This window comes from Paracoccus jiaweipingae (assembly GCF_044335505.1).
Lineage (GTDB): Bacteria > Pseudomonadota > Alphaproteobacteria > Rhodobacterales > Rhodobacteraceae > Paracoccus.
Map to the genome: position 1 here is coordinate 113,992 of NZ_JBISBS010000001.1, position 17,816 is coordinate 131,807.

Here is a 17,816-nt window from a genome sequence, read left to right on the forward strand (position 1 = left end):
CATGCAGGGCCGAACCGAGAAAGGACCAATCATGCACGCCTATCGCAGCCATAAATGTGGCGACCTGACCGCCGCGAATGCCGGGGAAACCGTTCGCCTGTCGGGCTGGGTCCATCGGGTGCGCGATCATGGCGGTGTGCTGTTCGTCGATTTGCGCGACCATTACGGCATGACGCAGGTGCTGGCCGACAGCGACAGCCCGGCCTTTGCCGCGATGGAAAAGCTGCGCGCCGAAACCGTCATCCGCATCGACGGCCGCGTCAAGCTGCGCGACGCGGCGCTGGTCAACCCCAGGCTGCCCACCGGCGAGATCGAGGTTTACGCCACGGCTCTTGAAATCCTTGGCCCTTCGGATGAACTGCCGCTGCCGGTCTTTGGCGATCAGGATTACCCCGAGGAAACGCGCCTGACCTATCGCTTTATCGACCTGCGCCGCGAATCGCTGCATAACAACATCATGCTGCGGTCCAACGTGGTGCGCAGCCTGCGCAACCGCATGTGGGATTGCGGTTTTACCGAATTCCAGACCCCGATCATCACCGCCAGCAGCCCCGAGGGCGCGCGCGATTTTCTGGTGCCCTCGCGCTTGCATCCGGGCAAGTTCTATGCCCTGCCGCAGGCCCCGCAACAGTTCAAACAGCTGATCATGGTTGCGGGCTTTGACAAATATTTCCAGATCGCGCCCTGTTTCCGCGACGAAGATCCGCGTGCCGACCGTTCGCCCACCGATTTCTATCAGCTCGACATGGAAATGTCCTTTGTCGAGCAAGAGGACATCTTTGCCGCGATCCAGCCGGTCATTCAGGGCCTGTTCGAGGAATTCGGTAATGGCCGCCGTGTCGATGCCGACTGGCCGCGCATTCCCTATGCGGAATCGCTGCTGAAATACGGCACCGACAAGCCCGATCTGCGCAACCCGATCCAGATGCAGGTCGTCAGCGAGCATTTCCGCGGCTCGGGCTTTGCGATCTTTGCCAAACTGCTGGAACAGGACGGGACCGAGGTGCGCGCGATTCCCGCCCCCGGCGGCGGGTCGCGCAAATTTGCCGACCGCATGAATGCATTCGCGCAGCGCGAGGGCCTGCCGGGCATGGGCTATATCTTCTGGCGCAAAGGCGAGGATGGCCAGACCGAGGCCGCCGGTCCCATCGCCAAGAATATCGGCCCGGAACGGACCGAAGCCATCCGGCAGCAACTGGGTTTGGCCGAAGGTGACGCCGCGTTCTTTCTGGGTGGCAAGCCCGCCAGCTTCGAGGCCGTTGCCGGTCGTGCCCGCACCGAGATCGGGCGCGAACTGGGCCTGATCGACGAAAACCAGTTCAAATTTGCCTGGATCGTCGATTTCCCGATGTACGAGGCCGATGACGAGGGTAAGATCGACTTTTCCCATAACCCGTTCAGTATGCCGCAGGGCGGGCTTGAGGCGCTGAATGGCGATCCTTTGTCGGTGCTGGGGTATCAGTATGATCTGGCCTGCAACGGTTACGAACTGATCTCGGGGGCGATCCGCAACCATCAGCCCGACATCATGTTCAAGGCGTTCGAGCTGGCCGGTTATGGGCGTGACGAGGTCGAGAAACGCTTTGGCGGCATGGTCAAGGCGTTCCGCTATGGCGCGCCGCCCCACGGTGGCTGTGCCGCAGGTATCGACCGCATCGTGATGCTGCTGGCGGACGAGCAAAACATCCGCGAGGTCATCATGTTCCCGATGAACCAGCGCGCCGAGGACCTGATGATGGGTGCCCCGTCCGAGCCGACCAACGAACAGCTGCGCGAATTGCGCCTGCGGGTTCTGCCCAAGGACTGATCGCGCCGTGCCGGGTGCTTTGCCGCCCCGGAAGCGAAGCAGCGTTTCGCGCCCGCCCGCTGTGGCGGGCGCTTTCGTATCCGGCATCGCCCGGCACGCCATTGCGGGGCTGACGCCGCACGCAGGGCGCGACCGCATGGCGCGGACCGCTGATGCCAGATCGCCACCAACCCGTGCAGGGCCTGATCGGCTGACCCCGGTGAAGGGGCGGCAGCCGCCCTTTTCAGGCGCTGCCACCGACCGCGCCAAGGCGTTCATGCACCAGCCCGCTGATCCGTGCCAGATCGGTCGACAAGGCCCGCCCCGCCGCGTGATCGCGGGCCAGTGCTGTCGCGGCCTCTTCCAGCGTGCGGTCATGGCTGGACCGCGCGATCCCGGCCAGAAACCGGGCGATATAGTCGATGGCCGATGTATCCTGCAAATGGTCCAGCACGCTGGCCACATGCGCCAGATCGTCATGCAGCGCCGAGCGGTCGGGCGCGATCATGTCGTCGGGCAACAGCCGCAGGCCCATCTTGCCCGATTCAGGCGGCAAGGCCGCCAGCACCGCCTGCTGAAAGATCGCAAGGCTTTCCACCGGCTTGTGCAGAAAGCCGTCGGCGCCGGCCTGCATCGCCTCATCCTCGCGCGCGGGATCGCCCGAGATCCCCAACAGCACCGGCACCCGTGGCCGGGCCTGTGCGATCTGGGCGATCAGGTCGCCGCCATCGCCATCGGGCAGCCCCATATCGACGATCACCACCGCCGGTCGATAGGTCTGAAGATGCCTTGCGGCACTGCGCAAACTGTCAGCGCGCCGGATCCGCGCCCCTGATCGCAGGCACAGCAGGCGCATAGCCTCGGACGCGTATCGCGAATCCTCGACCATCAATACGGTCAGCCCGGTCAGGGGCCGGCCGGGCAGGGCGGCCCCCCACATGGGCAGATCACCCATCGTCGTTATATTGCTGTCCATCGGTCCGTTTCCCTTCGAGAATCACCTGACCTTTGCAGTTAACGACAGATGTCCTAATAAGCCGTTAACAGAGGGAGGATTCTTTGATGATCGGACGACTGAACCACGTTGCCATTGCCGTTCCTGACCTTCAGGCGGCGTCAGATCAGTATCGCAACACCTTGGGCGCGGTGGTCGGCGCGCCGCAAGACGAACCCGACCACGGCGTCACCGTGGTGTTCATCGAATTGCCCAACACCAAGATCGAATTGCTGTATCCGTTGGGCGATGCCAGCCCGATCAGGGGGTTTCTGGACAAGAACCCCTCGGGCGGGATTCACCATATGTGCTTTGAGGTCGAGGACATCATCGCCGCCCGCGACAAGCTGAAGGCCGAGGGCGCGCGCGTTCTGGGCACCGGCGACCCCAGGATCGGCGCCCATGGCAAGCCGGTTCTGTTCCTGCATCCCAAGGATTTCAACGGCACCCTGATCGAGCTGGAGCAGGTCTGATGAACCTGACCGGCGGTCTGGTGCTGTATGCCTCGCTTTGGTTTCTGGTGCTGTTCGTGCTGTTGCCGATTGGCGAGCGCAGCCAGGCCGAATCGGGCGAGGTCGTGCCCGGCACCCCCGCCAGCGCCCCCCACGCCCCGGCGCTGGGGCGCAAGATGCTTTGGTCGACGCTGATCGCGGCGGTGCTGTGGGGCGGGATCGCCTGGGTCATTCTGGGCGGCTATATCACCCGCGCCGATATGGATGACTGGGGCCGGACGATCCGAGGAACCGATGTAATAAGTGAGTAAACGCCGCCGTGGCCAGCACCGGCACGGCGATGCTCACAACCGGCACCGTCAGCAGCGCGGCAATGGCGATGCCGGTCAGCGTCACCTGCGCGTTCACCCGCTGGCGCAGCGCCGTGGCCTGCGGGTGCGGCAGGTGGCGGGCCGCGGCCATCTGAAAGAATTCGCGCCCCAGCAGCCAGCCATTCGCCACCAGCCCCAGCAGCGGTGCCAGCGGCCCGATAAAGGCCGAGGCGATCAGCACCACGACCGAGATCACCAGCACCAGCGCAATCACCGCCCCGCTTTCGGCCAGCCCGGCCCAAAAGGACAAATCGTGGCCCATGCGGGTCGGGTAATGCACGCTTTCCACCTGACGCGCGACCTGATCGGTGAACAGGCCGGAAAACCCGGCGGCGACCGGGGCCATCAGGAAAAAGCTGACCACCGGGAACAGCGCCAGCGAACCCCATGACAGAATGCGCGCCACCGCCACCTGACCGATCAGCGGCAGGTGAATATGCGCGGGCGCCCACCAGCCAATGACCTGAAACAGCAGGTATTGCAGCGCCACGAACAGCGCCAGCGTCAGCGCCACCCCCAGCAGAACCACGCCAAAGATGCGCGGTCGCAGCATATCACCCGCGGCAAGGGCCAGCGCGCGGATCACGGCAGCACGGTGGTCTTGGCGGCGATGTCAGGGCGCGGGCGGTCGGGCGGGGTGGCCTGCGCGGTGCCGATATGGACCAGCCCGACAAGGCTTTCGCCCGTGGCCAGCCCCAGATGGCGCTGCGCGAAATCGCCCGCCGTCATCGGTCCCGACAGCCACGCCGCCCCCCAGCCCGAGGCCAGCGCAGCGTTGACCAGCCCAAGGCACAGCGCCCCCGCCGACAGCCGCTGTTCCCATTCAGGCACCTTGTCGCTGGCCACCGGGGCCGAAACCACCGCCACGATCACCGGCGAATTCAGCGCGTCCACCGCCTTGGCGGCCTTGGTCCCATCGCCGGTCACCGCCCGCGCATGTTCGGCCAGCGGCTGCGCCAGCGCGCGGCGGGTCTGTGGCCCCAGCACGATAAAGCGCCATGGTTCCAGCTTGCCATGGTCGGGGACGCGGGCGGCCAGTTCCAGCAGCCGCGCGATTCCGGGCGCGTCAGGGCCGGGCGCGGCCAGCATTCTGGGCGGGGTCGAGCGGCGGGTGGACAGGAAATCCAGCACAGGCGAGGTGTCGGTCATCAGTCAATCTTCAGCACTTGGGCCAGATCGTCGATCCGGCGGTTGGTCAGGGTCACCCAGTCTGGCGCGGGCTGGCGGGCGGCGATGGCGGCGGCCATCGGGTCGGGGGCGGCAAGGGACGACCCCGCCATCCGCCCGATCACCGCGTGGCCGCAAAACGGGACGTGCAGCTCGGAATAGCCGCCCTCGTGCACGGCGACCAGCCGCCCGTCACAGATGGCGTCGGCGCTGTCCATCATCAAGCCCGTCATCTGCGCGAAACTGTCCGCCCCCAGCACCATCCGCCCCAGCGGGTCCACCGCCGAGGCGTCATAGCCGCAGGCGATAATGATCATCTCGGGGCGGTGGGCGGTCAGCGCGGGCTGCACGATCTGCCGCATCGCGTGCAGATAGCTGTCATGCCCACAACCGGGCGGCAGGGGGATGTTGATATTGCGCCCCGCCGCGCCCCGCACATCAGCCCCGCCGGTATCCAGCGGATAGTTGCGGTCCTGATGAATGCTGATGGTCAGCACCTCCGGGTCGTCCAGAAAGATGGCCTCGGTGCCATTGCCGTGATGGACATCCCAGTCCACCACCGCCACCCGCCGCAGCAGGCCCGCCGCCTGTGCGGCGCGAATGGCGATGGCGATATTGGCCAGCAGGCAGAAACCGTTGGGAAAATCGGGCAGGCAGTGATGCCCCGGTGGCCGCGACAGGGCATAGGCGTTGCGCGCCTGCCCCCGCGCCACCCGGTCGACCGCGGCAATGGCCAGCCCCGCTGACAGCGCGGCAACATCGAACCCGCCCGGCAGGAATGGCGTGCGCAGCCCCAGCTCGCCGCCCTTGGCATCCGACAGCGCGATGAACCGGTCCAGATAGCTGGCAGGATGGACGCGCAGCAGGTCGTCGCGCGTGGCGGGCGGGGCGCTGCTGACCGCCAGTTCCGCCATCAGGCCGGTGACCTGCATCAGGTTGACCAGCCGGCGCTTGGTTTCGGGGCTTTCGGGCAGGCCGCCGCCGGGCTGCACCAGCCCGCCCACCGGCACCGTCAGCACATAATCGCCGCCGCCATGCCACATGCAGCGTTCGTCGTGAAAAAATGCCGTCCGGGTCATTGACCGCCCCCCTTGTCGCACCGAAACTGCGGCCACCATGACCGATCTGTCCCATCTGGCGCAACCCGGCGCCGAGATCACCGTCCGCGTGACCCCCAAAGCCGCGCGCAATGCCGTGCAGCTGGATGAGGCCGGCGGCATCCGCGTCTATGTCACCACCGTCCCCGAGGGGGGCAAGGCCAATGCCGCCGTGCAAAAGCTGCTGGCCAGGGCGCTGGGGGTGGCCAAGACGCGTCTGGTGCTGATCCGGGGCGCGGGCGCGCGCGACAAGTGTTTTCGCCTGTCACAATAAGGCGCGCGACCGGGGCACGCCCCTTTGAATGGTGGCGCCGGGGGCGGCAACAGGGTAAATCTGCGGCAAGCGGATCGGGGGTGTGCGATGCGGATGGTGCGGGGAATCACTGTGGCGGCAATGCTGGCGCTGGCCGGCTGTGGGGTGCCGCAGCCCCAAACCGGCGGCCTGCCGATGCCCCAGCCCGAAGGGGTGCCGATTTCCGCCACGCCGGGGATGCCGCAAAACCCGGCAGGGGCCGCGCGGATGTTCGTTCAGGTCATCCGCCGCATGGAACCCGCGATCGAGCGCGAGTGTCTGGCCCGCCGCACAACGCCGATCAATTGCGATTTCGCCTTTGTCGTCGATGACCGCCCCGGCGAGCCGCTGAATGCCTTTCAGACCGTCGATGCGCAGGGGCGGCCGCTGATCGGCTTTACCCTCGCCCTGATCGGAGAGGCCCGGAACCCTGACGAACTGGCCTTTGTCGTCGGGCACGAGGCCTCGCATCACATCCTGAACCATCTGGGGCAAAAGGCCCGCCGGGCCACGGTGGGTGCGGTGGTTCTGGGCGGGCTTGCGGCGGCGGGCGGCGGCAATGTGGTGGTGATCGAAGGGGCGCAGAATATCGGCGCCCGCGTCGCCAGCCGCTATTACAGCAAAGGGTGGGAGCTGGAGGCAGATTATCTGGGCGCCATCATTGCCCGCCGCGCCGGGTTCGACCCGGTCAACGGCGCCCGGTTCTTTGACCGAATCCCCGACCCCGGAAACCATATTCTGGGCAGCCACCCCGCGCGTGCGGATCGCCAGACGCAGGTGCGGCGGGCGGTTGACGACCTGGCGTCGGGGCGCGTGCGCTAAGGTCAGCTGCGGGAAATGTGACATTATTGTCACGACGGGGTTGCCGGGCTGCGCGCCGGTCGGGTGACCCTACGGAAAGGAATGGTGCGATTTGCCTGCGCCATTTTCGCGGATATTCCGGCTTTTTTGTCTTTTTGGTTCAGATCCGAAATGCCCCCGCCGCGACGCCCCGCGGGATGTGAAATGACGGTGCGCAACAGCCCGCACAAGAATGTTACTTTAGGGTTAATTTTGCCTTGCGCTCTGCTTGGGTCCACCTATGGTTGATTGAAACAGGGCCTTGCCGGGCCATCGTGCCGGCGGGCGATGGGGGACAGGAAGGAATAACGATGATCGGAGTCGTCGTCTGGAGCAGCGAACCAAGGCAAAAAGCCGTGATCTGGTGCGAAGATCAGGGTGCGCTGGCCTATCTTCAGGGAACGGATGTGCTGCAAGGCCAAATGTGCTGGCCCCAGCCGGGCGATATGCTGGAACTTGAAACCGAAACCCGCGGGGCGCTGCGCTGTGCCACCACCGTTCGGATGTATCGCGAACAATCCTGTCCCGAACTGCCCGAAATCCTGATGGGCGCCGCCGATCAGGCCCGCCCCGCCGCGCATTTGCGGGTGGTGGTCAACAATACCGCACCGGATGCAGACCGCGACGCGCATGGCCTGCGCGCGGCCTGTGCCATCGGCGGCTGATCACGCCGCCGCCCCGGCCCGCGCGCCCCTGAACCGGGGCGGCTGGCGGGCGGACTGACCCGCCGCTGCGATAGCATGGCCCCGGCATGTTCCCCCGCGCCCGCCATGCCCGCGACCTGAAAAAGCCGCCCCGGCCGGGGGCGGCTTTTGTCTGTCCGGGCTGGTTTATGGCCGGGTGGGGTCAGGCCCCGCGCGCCAGCGCCGCCACGCCGGTGCGGGCGATTTCCTCCAGCCCCAGCGGGCGCATCAGTTCCGCGAAAGCGTCCAGCTTTTCCGGGGTGCCGGTCATTTCGAACACGAAACTTTGCAGCGTGGAATCAACGACATTGGCGCGAAAGATCTCGGCGATGCGCAGGGCCTCGACGCGGGCCTCGCCCTTGCCGGCGACCTTGAACAGCCCCAGTTCGCGTTCCACCGAGGGGCCTTCGACGGTCAGGTCGTGAACCTCGTGGACGGGGACGATACGGCCAAGCTGGGCCTTGATCTGTTCGATCACCGCAGGCGTGCCACGGGTGACGATGGTAATGCGGGAGCGGTGGCCCAGATGGTCGACCTCGGCCACGGTCAGGCTGTCGATATTGTAACCGCGCCCCGAAAACAGGCCGATCACGCGGGCCAGAACGCCGGCCTCGTTATCGACCAGAACGGCCAGCGTGTGCCGTTCCTCGACCTGCGCATTGGGGTCGCGCAGGTCATAGGCGGAATGGCTGCTTGCGCCGTGATGAATGGTCAGTGCCATGATGCGTCTCTCCCTCCTCAGACCAGAACCGCGCCGCTGTCGCCAATGGCGCCTTCGGTGCTGGCCTCGCCAAGCAGCATTTCGTTATGGGGTTTGCCCGACGGGATCATGGGGAAGCAGTTTTCGTGCTTTTCCACCAGCACATCCAGAATGAACGGCCCGTCATATTCGATCATCTCGCGGATGGCATCGTCCAGTTCCGCCGGGTCGCTGACCACGCGGCCCTTACAGCCGAACGCCTCGGCCAGTTTGACAAAATCGGGCAGGCTTTCCGACCAGCTTTGGCTGTAGCGTTCGCCATGCAGCAATTGCTGCCACTGGCGCACCATTCCAAGGCGTTCATTGTTCAGGATGAACTGCTTGACCGGGGCGCGGAACTGAACCGCGGTGCCCATTTCCTGCATGTTCATCAGCCAGCTTGCATCGCCGGCGACGTTGATCACCAGCGCCTGCGGATGCGCCACCTGCACGCCGATACTGGCCGGCAGGCCATAGCCCATCGTCCCCAGCCCGCCCGAGGTCATCCAGCGGTTCGGCTGGTCGAAATTCAGGAATTGCGCCGCCCACATCTGGTGCTGGCCGACCTCGGTGGTGACATAGCGGTCCATGTCGCGGGTCAGCGCATCCAGACGTTGCAGCGCGTATTGCGGTTTGATCACGCTGTCGCTGTTGCGAAAACCAAGGCAATCGACCTTGCGCCAGTCCTCGATCCGGTTCCACCAATCGGCCAGTGCTTTGGCGTTGGTCTTGCGCCCGCGCGCCTTCCAGACCTTCAGCAGATCCTCAAGCACATGACCGACATCGCCAACGATGGGCAGGTCGACATGGATCACCTTGTTGATGCTGGACGGGTCGATATCGACATGAACCTTGACCGAACCGGGGCTGAAATCGGCCACCCGCCCGGTGATGCGGTCGTCAAAGCGGGCGCCGATATTGATCATCAGGTCACAGCCATGCATGGCCATATTGGCCTCGTACAGGCCATGCATCCCCAGCATCCCCAGCCAGCCCTTGCCGCTGGCCGGATACGCCCCCAGCCCCATCAGGGTCGAGGTGACGGGGAACCCGGTGGCATCCACCAGCTCGCGCAGCAGCTGGCTGGCGGCGGGGCCGGAATTGATCACGCCGCCGCCGGTGTAAAACACCGGACGTTCGGCCTTTTCCATCAGTTCGGCCAGCCGGGTGATGGCCCCGATATCGCCCTTGCGCACCGGCTGATAACGCGGCGCCGCGATCTGGCGCGGCCCGACATAACCGGCGGTGGCGAATTGCACATCCTTTGGAATGTCGATCAGCACCGGGCCGGGGCGGCCGCTGGTGGCGACGTGAAACCCCTTGTGGATGGTCGCGGCCAGATCGGCGGTGTCCTTGACCAGCCAGTTATGCTTGGTGCAGGGGCGGGTGATGCCGATGGTGTCGGCCTCCTGGAAGCCATCGGTGCCGATCATGAAGGTCGGCACCTGACCCGACAACACCACCAGCGGGATCGAATCCAGCAGGGCGTCGGTCAGCCCGGTCACCGCATTGGTCGCGCCGGGACCCGAGGTCACCAGCACCACCCCCGGCTTGCCGGTCGCGCGGGCATAGCCCTCGGCCATGTGGACGGCGCCCTGTTCGTGGCGCACCAGAATATGCTGAATGTCGTTTTGCTGGAAAATCTCGTCGTAAATCGGCAGAACCGCCCCGCCCGGATAGCCGAATACCGTGTCGACACCCTGATCCCGCAAGGCTTCGACCACCATTCTTGCACCCGTCATCTCTCGGGACATATGCGCTCTCCCAATTGCTTGCGCGCGCGGGCCGTTCCCGCTGCGTCGCCGCAAATTAGGGCCAGCATCCGGCAGGGTCAACGGGGATTTGGCGGAAAAATGACGCTGAAGGACGTTTTTTTGAAATAAAATTACTGAAATGCGGGATTTGCAGCAATAAAATCCGTCAGTCCGTCTATCGCAGCGGCAGTGCGATTTTTGCAACCTGCTCGACAATCGGCGGGACCGACAGCGGATGCGCCTCGCCGGAATGGGATTGCGGGTCGCCAATATCCTGCCAGACCCCGCCCTTATAGATTTCAAGCGCGCTGAACCGCGCCTTATAGGCCATCTTGCGGCTGCCCGGCACCCAGTAACCCAGATAGACATAGGGCAGGCCAGCGGCGCGCGCCATGTCGATATGGTCAAGGATCATATAGGTGCCAAAGCTGCGATCCTGCTGGCTGGGGTCAAAAAAGCTGTAAACCAGACTGACCCCGTCATCCAGAACATCGGTCAGACAGACCGCGTTCAGCGCCGCACCGCCCGGCGGGTGCAGGCCGGTGCGGGTGGCGCGGTCGGTCGGATCCGCGCTGCGGTATTCGACGACGCGGGTGCGGACGGGGGTTTCCTCGATCATGGCGGCGAATTCGAACACGTCCATATCGGCCATGCCGCCATCGGCGTGACGATGGTCCAGATAGGCGCGGAACAGGTCATATTGTTCATCCGTGGCCCAGGCGCTGGTGGCCAGCCGGTTCAGGTCGGCATTGCGCCGCCACACCCGGCGCTGGCTGCGCGAGGGCTGGAAATCGGCCACCCGGATGCGCGCCGACATACAGGCGACACAGCTTTCGCAACTGGGGCGATACAGCACATTTTGCGACCGGCGAAAGCCCTGCCGCGACAGCGCGTTGTTCAGGCTGACAGCCTCGTCCCCCTCAAGCGCGGTGAACAGTTTCCGTTCGGCCCGGCCATGCAGATAGGGGCAGGGCTGCGGGGCCGTGACATAGAATTGCGGCGCATTGGGCAGGCTATGACGCATGAGAAGTCTCCGGCAGAAACGCGGCTCGGGCAGGGTGGAATGGCTGTGGCGTCATGCGATTACCGCCCCGCGCCGGGCTGTTTCATGGTCCTGTTCCCCAAAACCCTATCAGCCCCGTTGCCACAGGCCAAGCCATCATGGCGGCTTTTGGTAAATTTGCCGCCCCGTCAACATGTTGCCGGTCGCCGCCCGGTCCCGCTTTGGCCGCCTGACCGGGCCGTCGCCCTGCCCGTCGCGGTCGGGCAGCGGCCCGCGGGTGACATGATAATCCCGATTGACGGCTGGCGCGGGCTGGCTAACTGTTCCGGCATGAGCTTTGCATCCGCCATCACCCGCCAGCCCATCCCTTTTGATGCCGCCCGTGGCACCGCCGCCGCCGCGCCCTTTGCCGCGCTGGACCCCGCCATTCGCGACCTGATCGCCGGGTCCGCCGGGTGCAGCCCCTATCTGACCGGCCTGATATCGACCGAGGCCGACTGGCTGGCGCAGGCGCTGACCAACCCCGCCTATGCCGGTGCGCAGGCGGTCACCGCGCTGCTGGACGATGAAACCGGCCGCAACAGCAGCATTGATGATGCCGATGCGCTGGGTGCCGCCCTGCGCCGGGCCAAGCGGCGGATCGCGCTGTTTGCGGCGCTGGCCGATCTGGGGGGGGTGTGGACGCTGGAACAGGTCACCGGGGCGCTGACCCTGTTGGGCGACCGCGCCGCCGATCAGGCGCTGCGCCTGCATATCGCCGCCGAGGCCCGGCGCGGCAAGCTGCCTGACAGCGATGCCGATGCCGCCGGCCTGTTCGCGCTGGCCATGGGCAAGATGGGCGCGGGCGAGCTGAACTATTCCTCGGATATCGACCTGATCGTGCTGTTTGACGATGCCGCCTATGACAGCGCCGACCGGATGGAGGCCCGCGCCGCGCTGATCCGCGCCACCCGCAAGGCCGCGGCGACGCTGTCGGACCTGACGGCGGATGGCTATGTGTTTCGCACCGATCTGCGGCTGCGGCCCGATGCCTCGGTCACGCCGGTCTGCATTTCGGCCAGTGCCGCGCTGGCCTATTACGAGGCCGAGGGCCGGACATGGGAACGCGCCGCCTATATCAAGGCGCGGCCCTGCGCGGGCGATCTGGCGGCGGGGGGGCGGTTCCTTGAGGAGTTGCGGCCTTTTGTCTGGCGCCGCCACCTTGATTTCGCGGCCATTCAGGACGCCCATGACATGCGGCTGCGCATCCGCGACCATAAGGGCCTGCACGGGCGCATAGACATCCCCGGCCATGACATGAAGCTGGGCCAGGGCGGCATCCGCGAGATCGAGTTCTTTACCCAGACCCGGCAACTGATCGCTGGCGGCCGCGACCCCGAATTGCGGGTGCGCGGCACGGTCGGGGGGCTGGCTGCGCTGGCCCGCAAGGGCTGGCTGCCCGAGGCCGTGGCGCAGGCGCTGACCGATCATTACCGCCAGCACCGCGACATCGAGCATCGCGTGCAAATGGTGAATGATGCCCAGACCCACCGCCTGCCCACCAGCGCCGAGGGGCTGGACAATATCGCCCGGATGATGGGGCAGGCTGATACCGGCGTCTGGATGCGCGCCCTGCATCAGCGGCTGGAGGCGGTGGAAAAGCTGACCGGCACCTTTTTTGCCCCCGACGAAACGGGCGATGCCCGCCCGCAGATGGACGATCACAGCGAGGCGCTGATCGCGAACTGGCCCCGCTATGCCGCGTTCCGGTCCGACCGCGCCCGCCAGATCTTTCGCCGGATCGAACCGCAATTGCTGCGCCGTATCGCGCGCGGCGCCGATCCGGCTGGCACGCTGACCCGGTTCGACGCGTTTCTGGCCGCGCTGCCCGCCGGGGTGCAGATCTTTTCGCTGTTCGAAGCCAATCCGCAACTGATCGACCTGCTGGTCGATATCTGCGCCACCGCGCCGGGGCTGGCGCATTACCTGTCGCAGCATCCGGCGGTTCTGGACGCGGTCCTGGGCGGCAGTTTCTTTGACCCGTGGCCGGGCGCGGATGAGCTGACGCAGGCGCTGGACCGGGCGCTGGACACCGCGATGACCGCGCCCAATGGCGGCTATGAGAAAGCGCTTGATACGGCGCGGCGATGGGCGCATGAATGGCAGTTTCGCGTCGGCGTGCATCACCTGCGCGGGCTGGTCGATGCCGAGGAACTGGGCGCGCAATATGCCGATATCGCGGATGCGGCGATCCGGGCGCTGGTGCCGCTGGCGGCGCGTCATTTCGCCCAACGTCACGGCACACCGCCGGGGCGGGGATGTGCGGTTCTGGGTATGGGGTCGCTGGGGGCGCGGCAGCTGAACGCGGCCTCGGATCTGGACCTGATCGTGATTTATGACGCCGAGGCCAGCGCCGAATCGTATGGCGCCAAGCCATTGGCGGCGCGGGCTTATTATGCGCGCCTGACGCAGGCCATCATCACCGCGCTGTCGGCCCCCACCGCCGAAGGGCGGATCTTCGAGGTCGATATGCGGCTGCGCCCATCGGGGCGGCAGGGACCGGTGGCGACCTCGCTGCAATCGTTCCGGTCCTATCAGATGACCGAGGCCTGGACATGGGAGCATCTTGCCCTGACCCGCGCCCGCCCGATTGCCGGTTGCGGGGTGGCTGCGCCGACGCTGATGCAGGATATCGAGGCGCTGCGGATAGAGGTGATGGCCGCACACGGTGCCGGCGCGCGGGTGCTGCCGGATCTGGCCGATATGCGGCAGCGCATTTTCGCGGCCAAGCCCGAAGCCGGCCCGCTGGAGGTCAAGACCGGGCCGGGGCGGTTGCAGGATATCGACCTGATGGCGCAGGCCTGTGCGCTGCGGGCGGCAAAACCGGGGCGTTCGGCGCTGGCGCAATTGCGGGCGGGCAAGGCCGCGGGGTTGCTGGATGCGGCGCAGATCGGGCAACTGACCTCGGCCCGGCGGCTGTTCTGGGAGGTGCAGGCGGCGGCCCGTTTGCTGAGCAGCGAGGCGCTGGATGCCGAACATCTGGGCAGCGATGGGCGTGATTTCCTGTTGCGGCAAACTGGCTGCGACGATCTGGCCGATCTTGCGGCACGGCTGCGCGGGATGGAACAGGCTGCTGCGCAGATTATCGAATCGGTTCTGGAAGCTGCGCCGGCACAGCCGGACTAAGCCCCGGCCGCATCTGACCGCCGACCAGAAGCGGCCTGAGCCCGCATCGCGCCGGGCGATGGGGAGGGGCAATGCAGCGGGGTCCGGCATCGCGCGGCCAGCCCCCTAACCGACCTGACCCAGAACAGGCAGGCTGAGGCCGGGTGTGTCGTCAGGGCCCAGACCGGCAGGGTTTGCGACCGCGCCATGCAACGGCACCGGGGTCACGCCGGGATGGTCAGCGGTCGGGGGCTGCTCTTCGCAGGCGTCGAACAGTCCATGCGCGGTCTTGTCCCAATAGAAGGGTTTGGTCACCACCTCGTAAATGGCTTTCCAGCCGGCCAGACAGCCAAGCGGGTGATAGATATGCAGCGTGGGCACCCACGGCCACAGATGACGATGCGCCGGTCCGCGTGTCGCCCACAGGCCCACCGCCAGATTGACCAGTTCCGAGGTCACGAACAAAACCGTCAACAGCTTAAGCGCGATCTGCCCGCCGGAAGTGGCCAGAAACGGGTCCAGCGGGTGGGGCAGGCCAAGCAGGATCAGCCAAAAGCTCCACATCAGGGGGGCCAGCAGGTATTGGGTCAGGGTGCCAAGGAACTGGAACTGGAAGGCGATAAAGCGTTTCGCCCCCAATTCGCGCCACAGCTGTGCGGGGTTGCGCATATGGACCCCCCAAGTCATTGCATAGCCCTTGATCCAGCGCGAGCGTTGTTTGACCCAGGGCAGGGCGCGGCAATTGGCCTCTTCATGGGTGGTGGTGTCCAGAATCTCGGTTCGCCAGCCCATGCGGGCCAGACGCACGCCAAGATCGGCATCCTCGGTCACGTTCCACGCATCCCAGCCGCCCGCCGCCTCGATCATCGGGCGGCGGAAGAACAGGGTCGTGCCGCCAAGGGGCACCACCAGACCCAGCCGCGCCACACCCGGCAGGTTGGCGCGGAACCATGACGCATATTCGGCGGTAAAGCACCGTGCCAGCCAGTTGGTGCGCGGATTATAGAAATCCAGCGCGCCTTGCAGGCAGGCAACGTCGGCCGGGGCATGGGCGAAACGGTGGGCGACCTTGTGCAACTGGTCGGGTTCGGGGCGATCCTCGGCATCCCAGATGCCGATAATATCGCCGCGACAGAAATTCAGCGCGTAGTTCAGCGCCCGCGGTTTGGTCTTGACCGGGCCATCGGGCACGATCACCACCCGCATCCAGCGCGGCAGGGTGGCGCCGCGCAGCGCCTCGCGGGTCATCTGGTCGGTTTCCTCGACCACCAGCAGGATATCGGTCAGTTCGCGTGGATAGGTTAACCCTGACAGCCGCCTGACCAGCTTGCCGGCCACATCGCTTTCGGCAAACAGCGGCACCATGACCGAGATGCGTGGCAATGTGACGGTGTCCAGCGGGGGGTGCGGATCGGGCGGGGTCTGGCACTGCGCCTGCCGGGTCTTGTGGAAGGCCAGCAGTTTCAGCACCGTCTGCCCCAGCAGGGTCACCCCCGCCCACAGCGCCAGTGCCGCGACCAGAAACGCAGGTGCCAGCCACAACCCCAGCGCCAGCGTTGCCGCGATGGCGGCGGCGATGCGGCTGCTGCGACCGGGGTTGCTGGTGCGACAGCTGAGGCCGGGGGGCACGCGGGTTTCGGCCTGCCGGATCAGGGCGATACGGCGCGTGGCCAGCACCGCCTGACGTTGCTGGGTTTCGGTGCATAGCAGCATCCGCACCTGCCCAAAGCTGGCCGGCAGCAGCGGGCGCGTGGCGGCGAATGTATCGGGCCGCGAAGTGGCGACATAGGTGACCCCGCCGACGCGCCGCCATGGCACCACGCCGCGCGCCAGACACAGGTCGGGACCGGCGGCGTCGATCAGGCGCGGGTCGGGGGGCGTGGCCTGAAGGTCAACCTCGGTCGTGCGCCATTGCCGGGACAGGGCGCGCGACAGATCCGCCTCGGACACCCAGTTATTGGCCAGCAGGATTTCCCCCAGCAGCGCGGCCTCGTGCCGGCGCAGCAGGACGGCGCGCATCAGGTTGCGCGGATCGACCGCCCCCTGATCCAGCAAGATCTGGCCCAGAACCCGCTGGTCACGCTGGGTCAGGTCAGTGGCGCTGGACCGGTGAAGATGCGCGTTGTCGGCGCTGATGCTGTGCAGCGCGGGCGTGGCCGGCCAGTTGGCCGGGCGTTCGGCGGGCTGCGAATCGGCGGTTTGAAGGGCGCGCATGAAAAAGCCTTTCCGGGTCGTCACCGGAAAGGCTTGGCACAGAAGGTCTTAAGAACCGGTTAACGCGTGGCGATTATCCGCGACGCGCCGCCATCGCATCGGCAAAGCGCTGGAACAGATAGGCGCTGTCCTGCGGGCCGGGCGCGGCCTCGGGGTGATACTGGACCGAGAAAACCGGGCGATCCGCCATGCGGATACCGCAATTGCTGCCGTCGAACAGGCTGACATGGGTTTCGATCACGCCCTCGGGCAGGGTTTGCGAATCGACCGCGAAGCCGTGGTTCATCGAGGTGATCTCGACCTTGCCGGTCTCGTTCTCACGCACCGGGTGGTTGGCGCCGTGATGGCCGTGGCCCATCTTGATCGTCTGCGCGCCAAGGGCCAGCGCCAGCATCTGGTGGCCAAGGCAGATGCCAAAGACCGGCAGATCCCGGTCCAGCAGGTCGCGAATCATCGGCACCGCGTATTCGCCCGTCGCTGCGGGGTCGCCGGGACCGTTGGACAGGAACACGCCCTCGGGGTTGTGGGCCAGAACCTCCTCGGCGGTGGAGGACGCCGGCAGCACGGTAATATCGGCCCCGACATGCGCCAGAGAGCGCAGGATATTGCGTTTCGCGCCGTAATCGACGGCGACGACGCGGAAGGGGCGGTCGGTCTGCGGACGCTGAAAGCTGTCGGGCCACTGCCACAGACCTTCGTCCCAGGTATAGCTTTGCGCGCAGGTCACGGTTTTGGCCAGATCCAGACCCACCAGCCCCGACCAGTCGCGGGCCCTGGCGACCAGCGCCCCGATGTTGAAATTGCCGTCGGGGTCATGGGCCAGAACCACATGCGGCGCGCCTTGCTGGCGGATGGCGCGGGTCAGGCGGCGGGTGTCGACCCCGCCAATGCCGATGCGGCCATTGCGGGTCATCCAGCCGACCAGATCGCCGGTCGCGCGCCAGTTCGACGGCTGGGTCGGGTCCCATTTCACCACGATTCCGCTGGCGACCGGATTGGGGGCCTCGTCATCCAGCGCGGTGACGCCGGTATTGCCGATATGGGGGAAGGTGAAGGTCACCACCTGACCGGCATAGGACGGGTCGGTCATGATTTCCTGATAGCCGGTCATCGCGGTGTTGAATACCAGTTCAGCCACGGTTTCGCCCGTAGCGCCGAAGCCCTGACCGTAAAAGATCGTGCCATCGGCAAGCGCGAGGCAGGCGGTGGGTTTGTTCGCCATGGGTCACCTTTGGATTAAATCTGTGGTTAGGTAGAGAAGCCGCAGCCGTGGGTCAAGT

16 protein-coding genes are annotated in these 17,816 nt (G+C 66.1%); 7 read left to right on the forward strand and 9 right to left on the reverse strand.

Annotated features, from left to right (window positions below; all coding sequences use genetic code 11):
- Window positions 1–31 precede the first annotated feature (31 nt).
- The gene (gene aspS / locus ACFXP9_RS00655) at window positions 32–1,807 is read left to right on the forward strand and encodes an aspartate--tRNA ligase (RefSeq protein ID WP_397207691.1); all 1,776 of its coding nucleotides are present in this window, start codon (window positions 32–34) and stop codon (window positions 1,805–1,807) included.
- 223 nt (window positions 1,808–2,030) lie between these two features.
- Here aspS and ACFXP9_RS00660 read toward each other — a convergent pair whose 3' ends face one another.
- Window positions 2,031–2,762 carry a response regulator gene (locus ACFXP9_RS00660; RefSeq protein WP_397207693.1) on the reverse strand — a complete coding sequence of 244 codons (732 nt, stop codon included), beginning with the start codon at window positions 2,760–2,762 and terminating at the stop codon, window positions 2,031–2,033.
- Window positions 2,763–2,848: 86 nt separating this feature from the next.
- On the opposite strand from ACFXP9_RS00660, the gene mce reads away from it, so the two are divergent.
- The gene (gene mce / locus ACFXP9_RS00665) at window positions 2,849–3,253 is read left to right on the forward strand and encodes a methylmalonyl-CoA epimerase (RefSeq protein WP_397207695.1); all 405 of its coding nucleotides are present in this window, start codon (window positions 2,849–2,851) and stop codon (window positions 3,251–3,253) included.
- Window positions 3,253–3,543, forward strand: coding sequence for a DUF1467 family protein (locus tag ACFXP9_RS00670; RefSeq protein WP_397207696.1), 291 nt, complete (start codon window positions 3,253–3,255; stop codon window positions 3,541–3,543). The genes mce and ACFXP9_RS00670 overlap by 1 nt, the downstream gene beginning before the upstream one ends.
- Here the strand turns inward: ACFXP9_RS00670 and ACFXP9_RS00675 are convergent.
- From ACFXP9_RS00675 to ACFXP9_RS00685, 3 genes are read right to left on the reverse strand one after another with little or no spacing between them, the layout of a single operon-like run.
- Window positions 3,479–4,189 carry an EI24 domain-containing protein gene (locus tag ACFXP9_RS00675; protein ID WP_397207698.1) on the reverse strand — a complete coding sequence of 237 codons (711 nt, stop codon included), beginning with the start codon at window positions 4,187–4,189 and terminating at the stop codon, window positions 3,479–3,481. The two genes, ACFXP9_RS00670 and ACFXP9_RS00675, sit on opposite strands and share 65 nt — an antisense overlap.
- On the reverse strand, window positions 4,186–4,752 hold the full coding sequence (locus ACFXP9_RS00680) for a nitroreductase family protein (RefSeq protein WP_397207700.1): 567 nt from the start codon (window positions 4,750–4,752) through the stop codon (window positions 4,186–4,188). Before ACFXP9_RS00680 ends, ACFXP9_RS00675 begins: the two co-directional genes overlap by 4 nt.
- Entirely contained in the window at window positions 4,752–5,849 is a 1,098-nt protein-coding gene (locus ACFXP9_RS00685) for a class II histone deacetylase (RefSeq protein WP_397207702.1), read from the reverse strand. The genes ACFXP9_RS00680 and ACFXP9_RS00685 overlap by 1 nt, the downstream gene beginning before the upstream one ends.
- Window positions 5,850–5,886: 37 nt before the next feature.
- On the opposite strand from ACFXP9_RS00685, the gene ACFXP9_RS00690 reads away from it, so the two are divergent.
- The 3 genes from ACFXP9_RS00690 to ACFXP9_RS00700 all read left to right on the forward strand — a co-directional run bounded on the left by ACFXP9_RS00690 (window position 5,887) and on the right by ACFXP9_RS00700 (window position 7,664).
- Window positions 5,887–6,141, forward strand: a complete 255-nt coding sequence (locus ACFXP9_RS00690; RefSeq protein WP_397207704.1) for a DUF167 domain-containing protein — start codon at window positions 5,887–5,889, stop codon at window positions 6,139–6,141.
- A gap of 87 nt (window positions 6,142–6,228) precedes the next feature.
- The gene (locus ACFXP9_RS00695; RefSeq protein WP_397207706.1) at window positions 6,229–6,981 is read left to right on the forward strand and encodes a M48 family metalloprotease; all 753 of its coding nucleotides are present in this window, start codon (window positions 6,229–6,231) and stop codon (window positions 6,979–6,981) included.
- 329 nt (window positions 6,982–7,310) lie between these two features.
- The gene (locus tag ACFXP9_RS00700) at window positions 7,311–7,664 is read left to right on the forward strand and encodes a hypothetical protein (protein WP_397207708.1); all 354 of its coding nucleotides are present in this window, start codon (window positions 7,311–7,313) and stop codon (window positions 7,662–7,664) included.
- 181 nt (window positions 7,665–7,845) lie between these two features.
- Here ACFXP9_RS00700 and ilvN read toward each other — a convergent pair whose 3' ends face one another.
- The 3 genes from ilvN to ACFXP9_RS00715 form a co-directional block, all read right to left on the reverse strand.
- On the reverse strand, window positions 7,846–8,403 hold the full coding sequence (gene ilvN, locus ACFXP9_RS00705) for an acetolactate synthase small subunit (protein ID WP_397207710.1): 558 nt from the start codon (window positions 8,401–8,403) through the stop codon (window positions 7,846–7,848).
- Between the two features lie 17 nt (window positions 8,404–8,420).
- Window positions 8,421–10,175: an acetolactate synthase 3 large subunit gene (locus ACFXP9_RS00710; protein WP_397207713.1), complete on the reverse strand. Its 1,755-nt coding sequence runs from the start codon at window positions 10,173–10,175 to the stop codon at window positions 8,421–8,423.
- A gap of 175 nt (window positions 10,176–10,350) precedes the next feature.
- The gene (locus ACFXP9_RS00715; protein WP_397207715.1) at window positions 10,351–11,199 is read right to left on the reverse strand and encodes an arginyltransferase; all 849 of its coding nucleotides are present in this window, start codon (window positions 11,197–11,199) and stop codon (window positions 10,351–10,353) included.
- A 309-nt stretch (window positions 11,200–11,508) separates the two neighbouring features.
- Here ACFXP9_RS00715 and ACFXP9_RS00720 point away from each other — a divergent pair, with 309 nt between their 5' ends.
- Window positions 11,509–14,343 (forward strand): [protein-PII] uridylyltransferase family protein, encoded by a 2,835-nt coding sequence (locus tag ACFXP9_RS00720; protein ID WP_397207717.1) that lies wholly within the window; start codon window positions 11,509–11,511, stop codon window positions 14,341–14,343.
- Between the two features lie 105 nt (window positions 14,344–14,448).
- Here the strand turns inward: ACFXP9_RS00720 and ACFXP9_RS00725 are convergent, their stop codons facing one another.
- Complete coding sequence (locus ACFXP9_RS00725; RefSeq protein ID WP_397207719.1) at window positions 14,449–16,536, reverse strand: glycosyltransferase; 2,088 nt, start codon at window positions 16,534–16,536, stop codon at window positions 14,449–14,451.
- Between the two features lie 73 nt (window positions 16,537–16,609).
- Window positions 16,610–17,758, reverse strand: coding sequence for a glutamine-hydrolyzing carbamoyl-phosphate synthase small subunit (gene carA, locus ACFXP9_RS00730; RefSeq protein ID WP_397207721.1), 1,149 nt, complete (start codon window positions 17,756–17,758; stop codon window positions 16,610–16,612).
- Window positions 17,759–17,816 lie beyond the last annotated feature (58 nt).

What these genes read in the sequence shown, in the direction of transcription:
- mce (WP_397207695.1), top strand. Translation starts at nt 2,849, where the DNA reads ATGATCGGACGACTGAACCACGTTGCCATTGCCGTTCCTGACCTTCAG.
- ACFXP9_RS00720 (WP_397207717.1), top strand. Translation starts at nt 11,509, where the DNA reads ATGAGCTTTGCATCCGCCATCACCCGCCAGCCCATCCCTTTTGATGCC.
- ACFXP9_RS00695 (WP_397207706.1), top strand. Translation starts at nt 6,229, where the DNA reads ATGCGGATGGTGCGGGGAATCACTGTGGCGGCAATGCTGGCGCTGGCC.
- ACFXP9_RS00660 (WP_397207693.1), bottom strand. Translation starts at nt 2,762, where the DNA reads ATGGACAGCAATATAACGACGATGGGTGATCTGCCCATGTGGGGGGCC.
- aspS (WP_397207691.1), top strand. Translation starts at nt 32, where the DNA reads ATGCACGCCTATCGCAGCCATAAATGTGGCGACCTGACCGCCGCGAAT.
- ACFXP9_RS00685 (WP_397207702.1), bottom strand. Translation starts at nt 5,849, where the DNA reads ATGACCCGGACGGCATTTTTTCACGACGAACGCTGCATGTGGCATGGC.
- ACFXP9_RS00715 (WP_397207715.1), bottom strand. Translation starts at nt 11,199, where the DNA reads ATGCGTCATAGCCTGCCCAATGCGCCGCAATTCTATGTCACGGCCCCG.
- carA (WP_397207721.1), bottom strand. Translation starts at nt 17,758, where the DNA reads ATGGCGAACAAACCCACCGCCTGCCTCGCGCTTGCCGATGGCACGATC.
- ilvN (WP_397207710.1), bottom strand. Translation starts at nt 8,403, where the DNA reads ATGGCACTGACCATTCATCACGGCGCAAGCAGCCATTCCGCCTATGAC.
- ACFXP9_RS00700 (WP_397207708.1), top strand. Translation starts at nt 7,311, where the DNA reads ATGATCGGAGTCGTCGTCTGGAGCAGCGAACCAAGGCAAAAAGCCGTG.
- ACFXP9_RS00670 (WP_397207696.1), top strand. Translation starts at nt 3,253, where the DNA reads ATGAACCTGACCGGCGGTCTGGTGCTGTATGCCTCGCTTTGGTTTCTG.
- ACFXP9_RS00710 (WP_397207713.1), bottom strand. Translation starts at nt 10,175, where the DNA reads ATGTCCCGAGAGATGACGGGTGCAAGAATGGTGGTCGAAGCCTTGCGG.
- ACFXP9_RS00690 (WP_397207704.1), top strand. Translation starts at nt 5,887, where the DNA reads ATGACCGATCTGTCCCATCTGGCGCAACCCGGCGCCGAGATCACCGTC.
- ACFXP9_RS00680 (WP_397207700.1), bottom strand. Translation starts at nt 4,752, where the DNA reads ATGACCGACACCTCGCCTGTGCTGGATTTCCTGTCCACCCGCCGCTCG.
- ACFXP9_RS00725 (WP_397207719.1), bottom strand. Translation starts at nt 16,536, where the DNA reads ATGCGCGCCCTTCAAACCGCCGATTCGCAGCCCGCCGAACGCCCGGCC.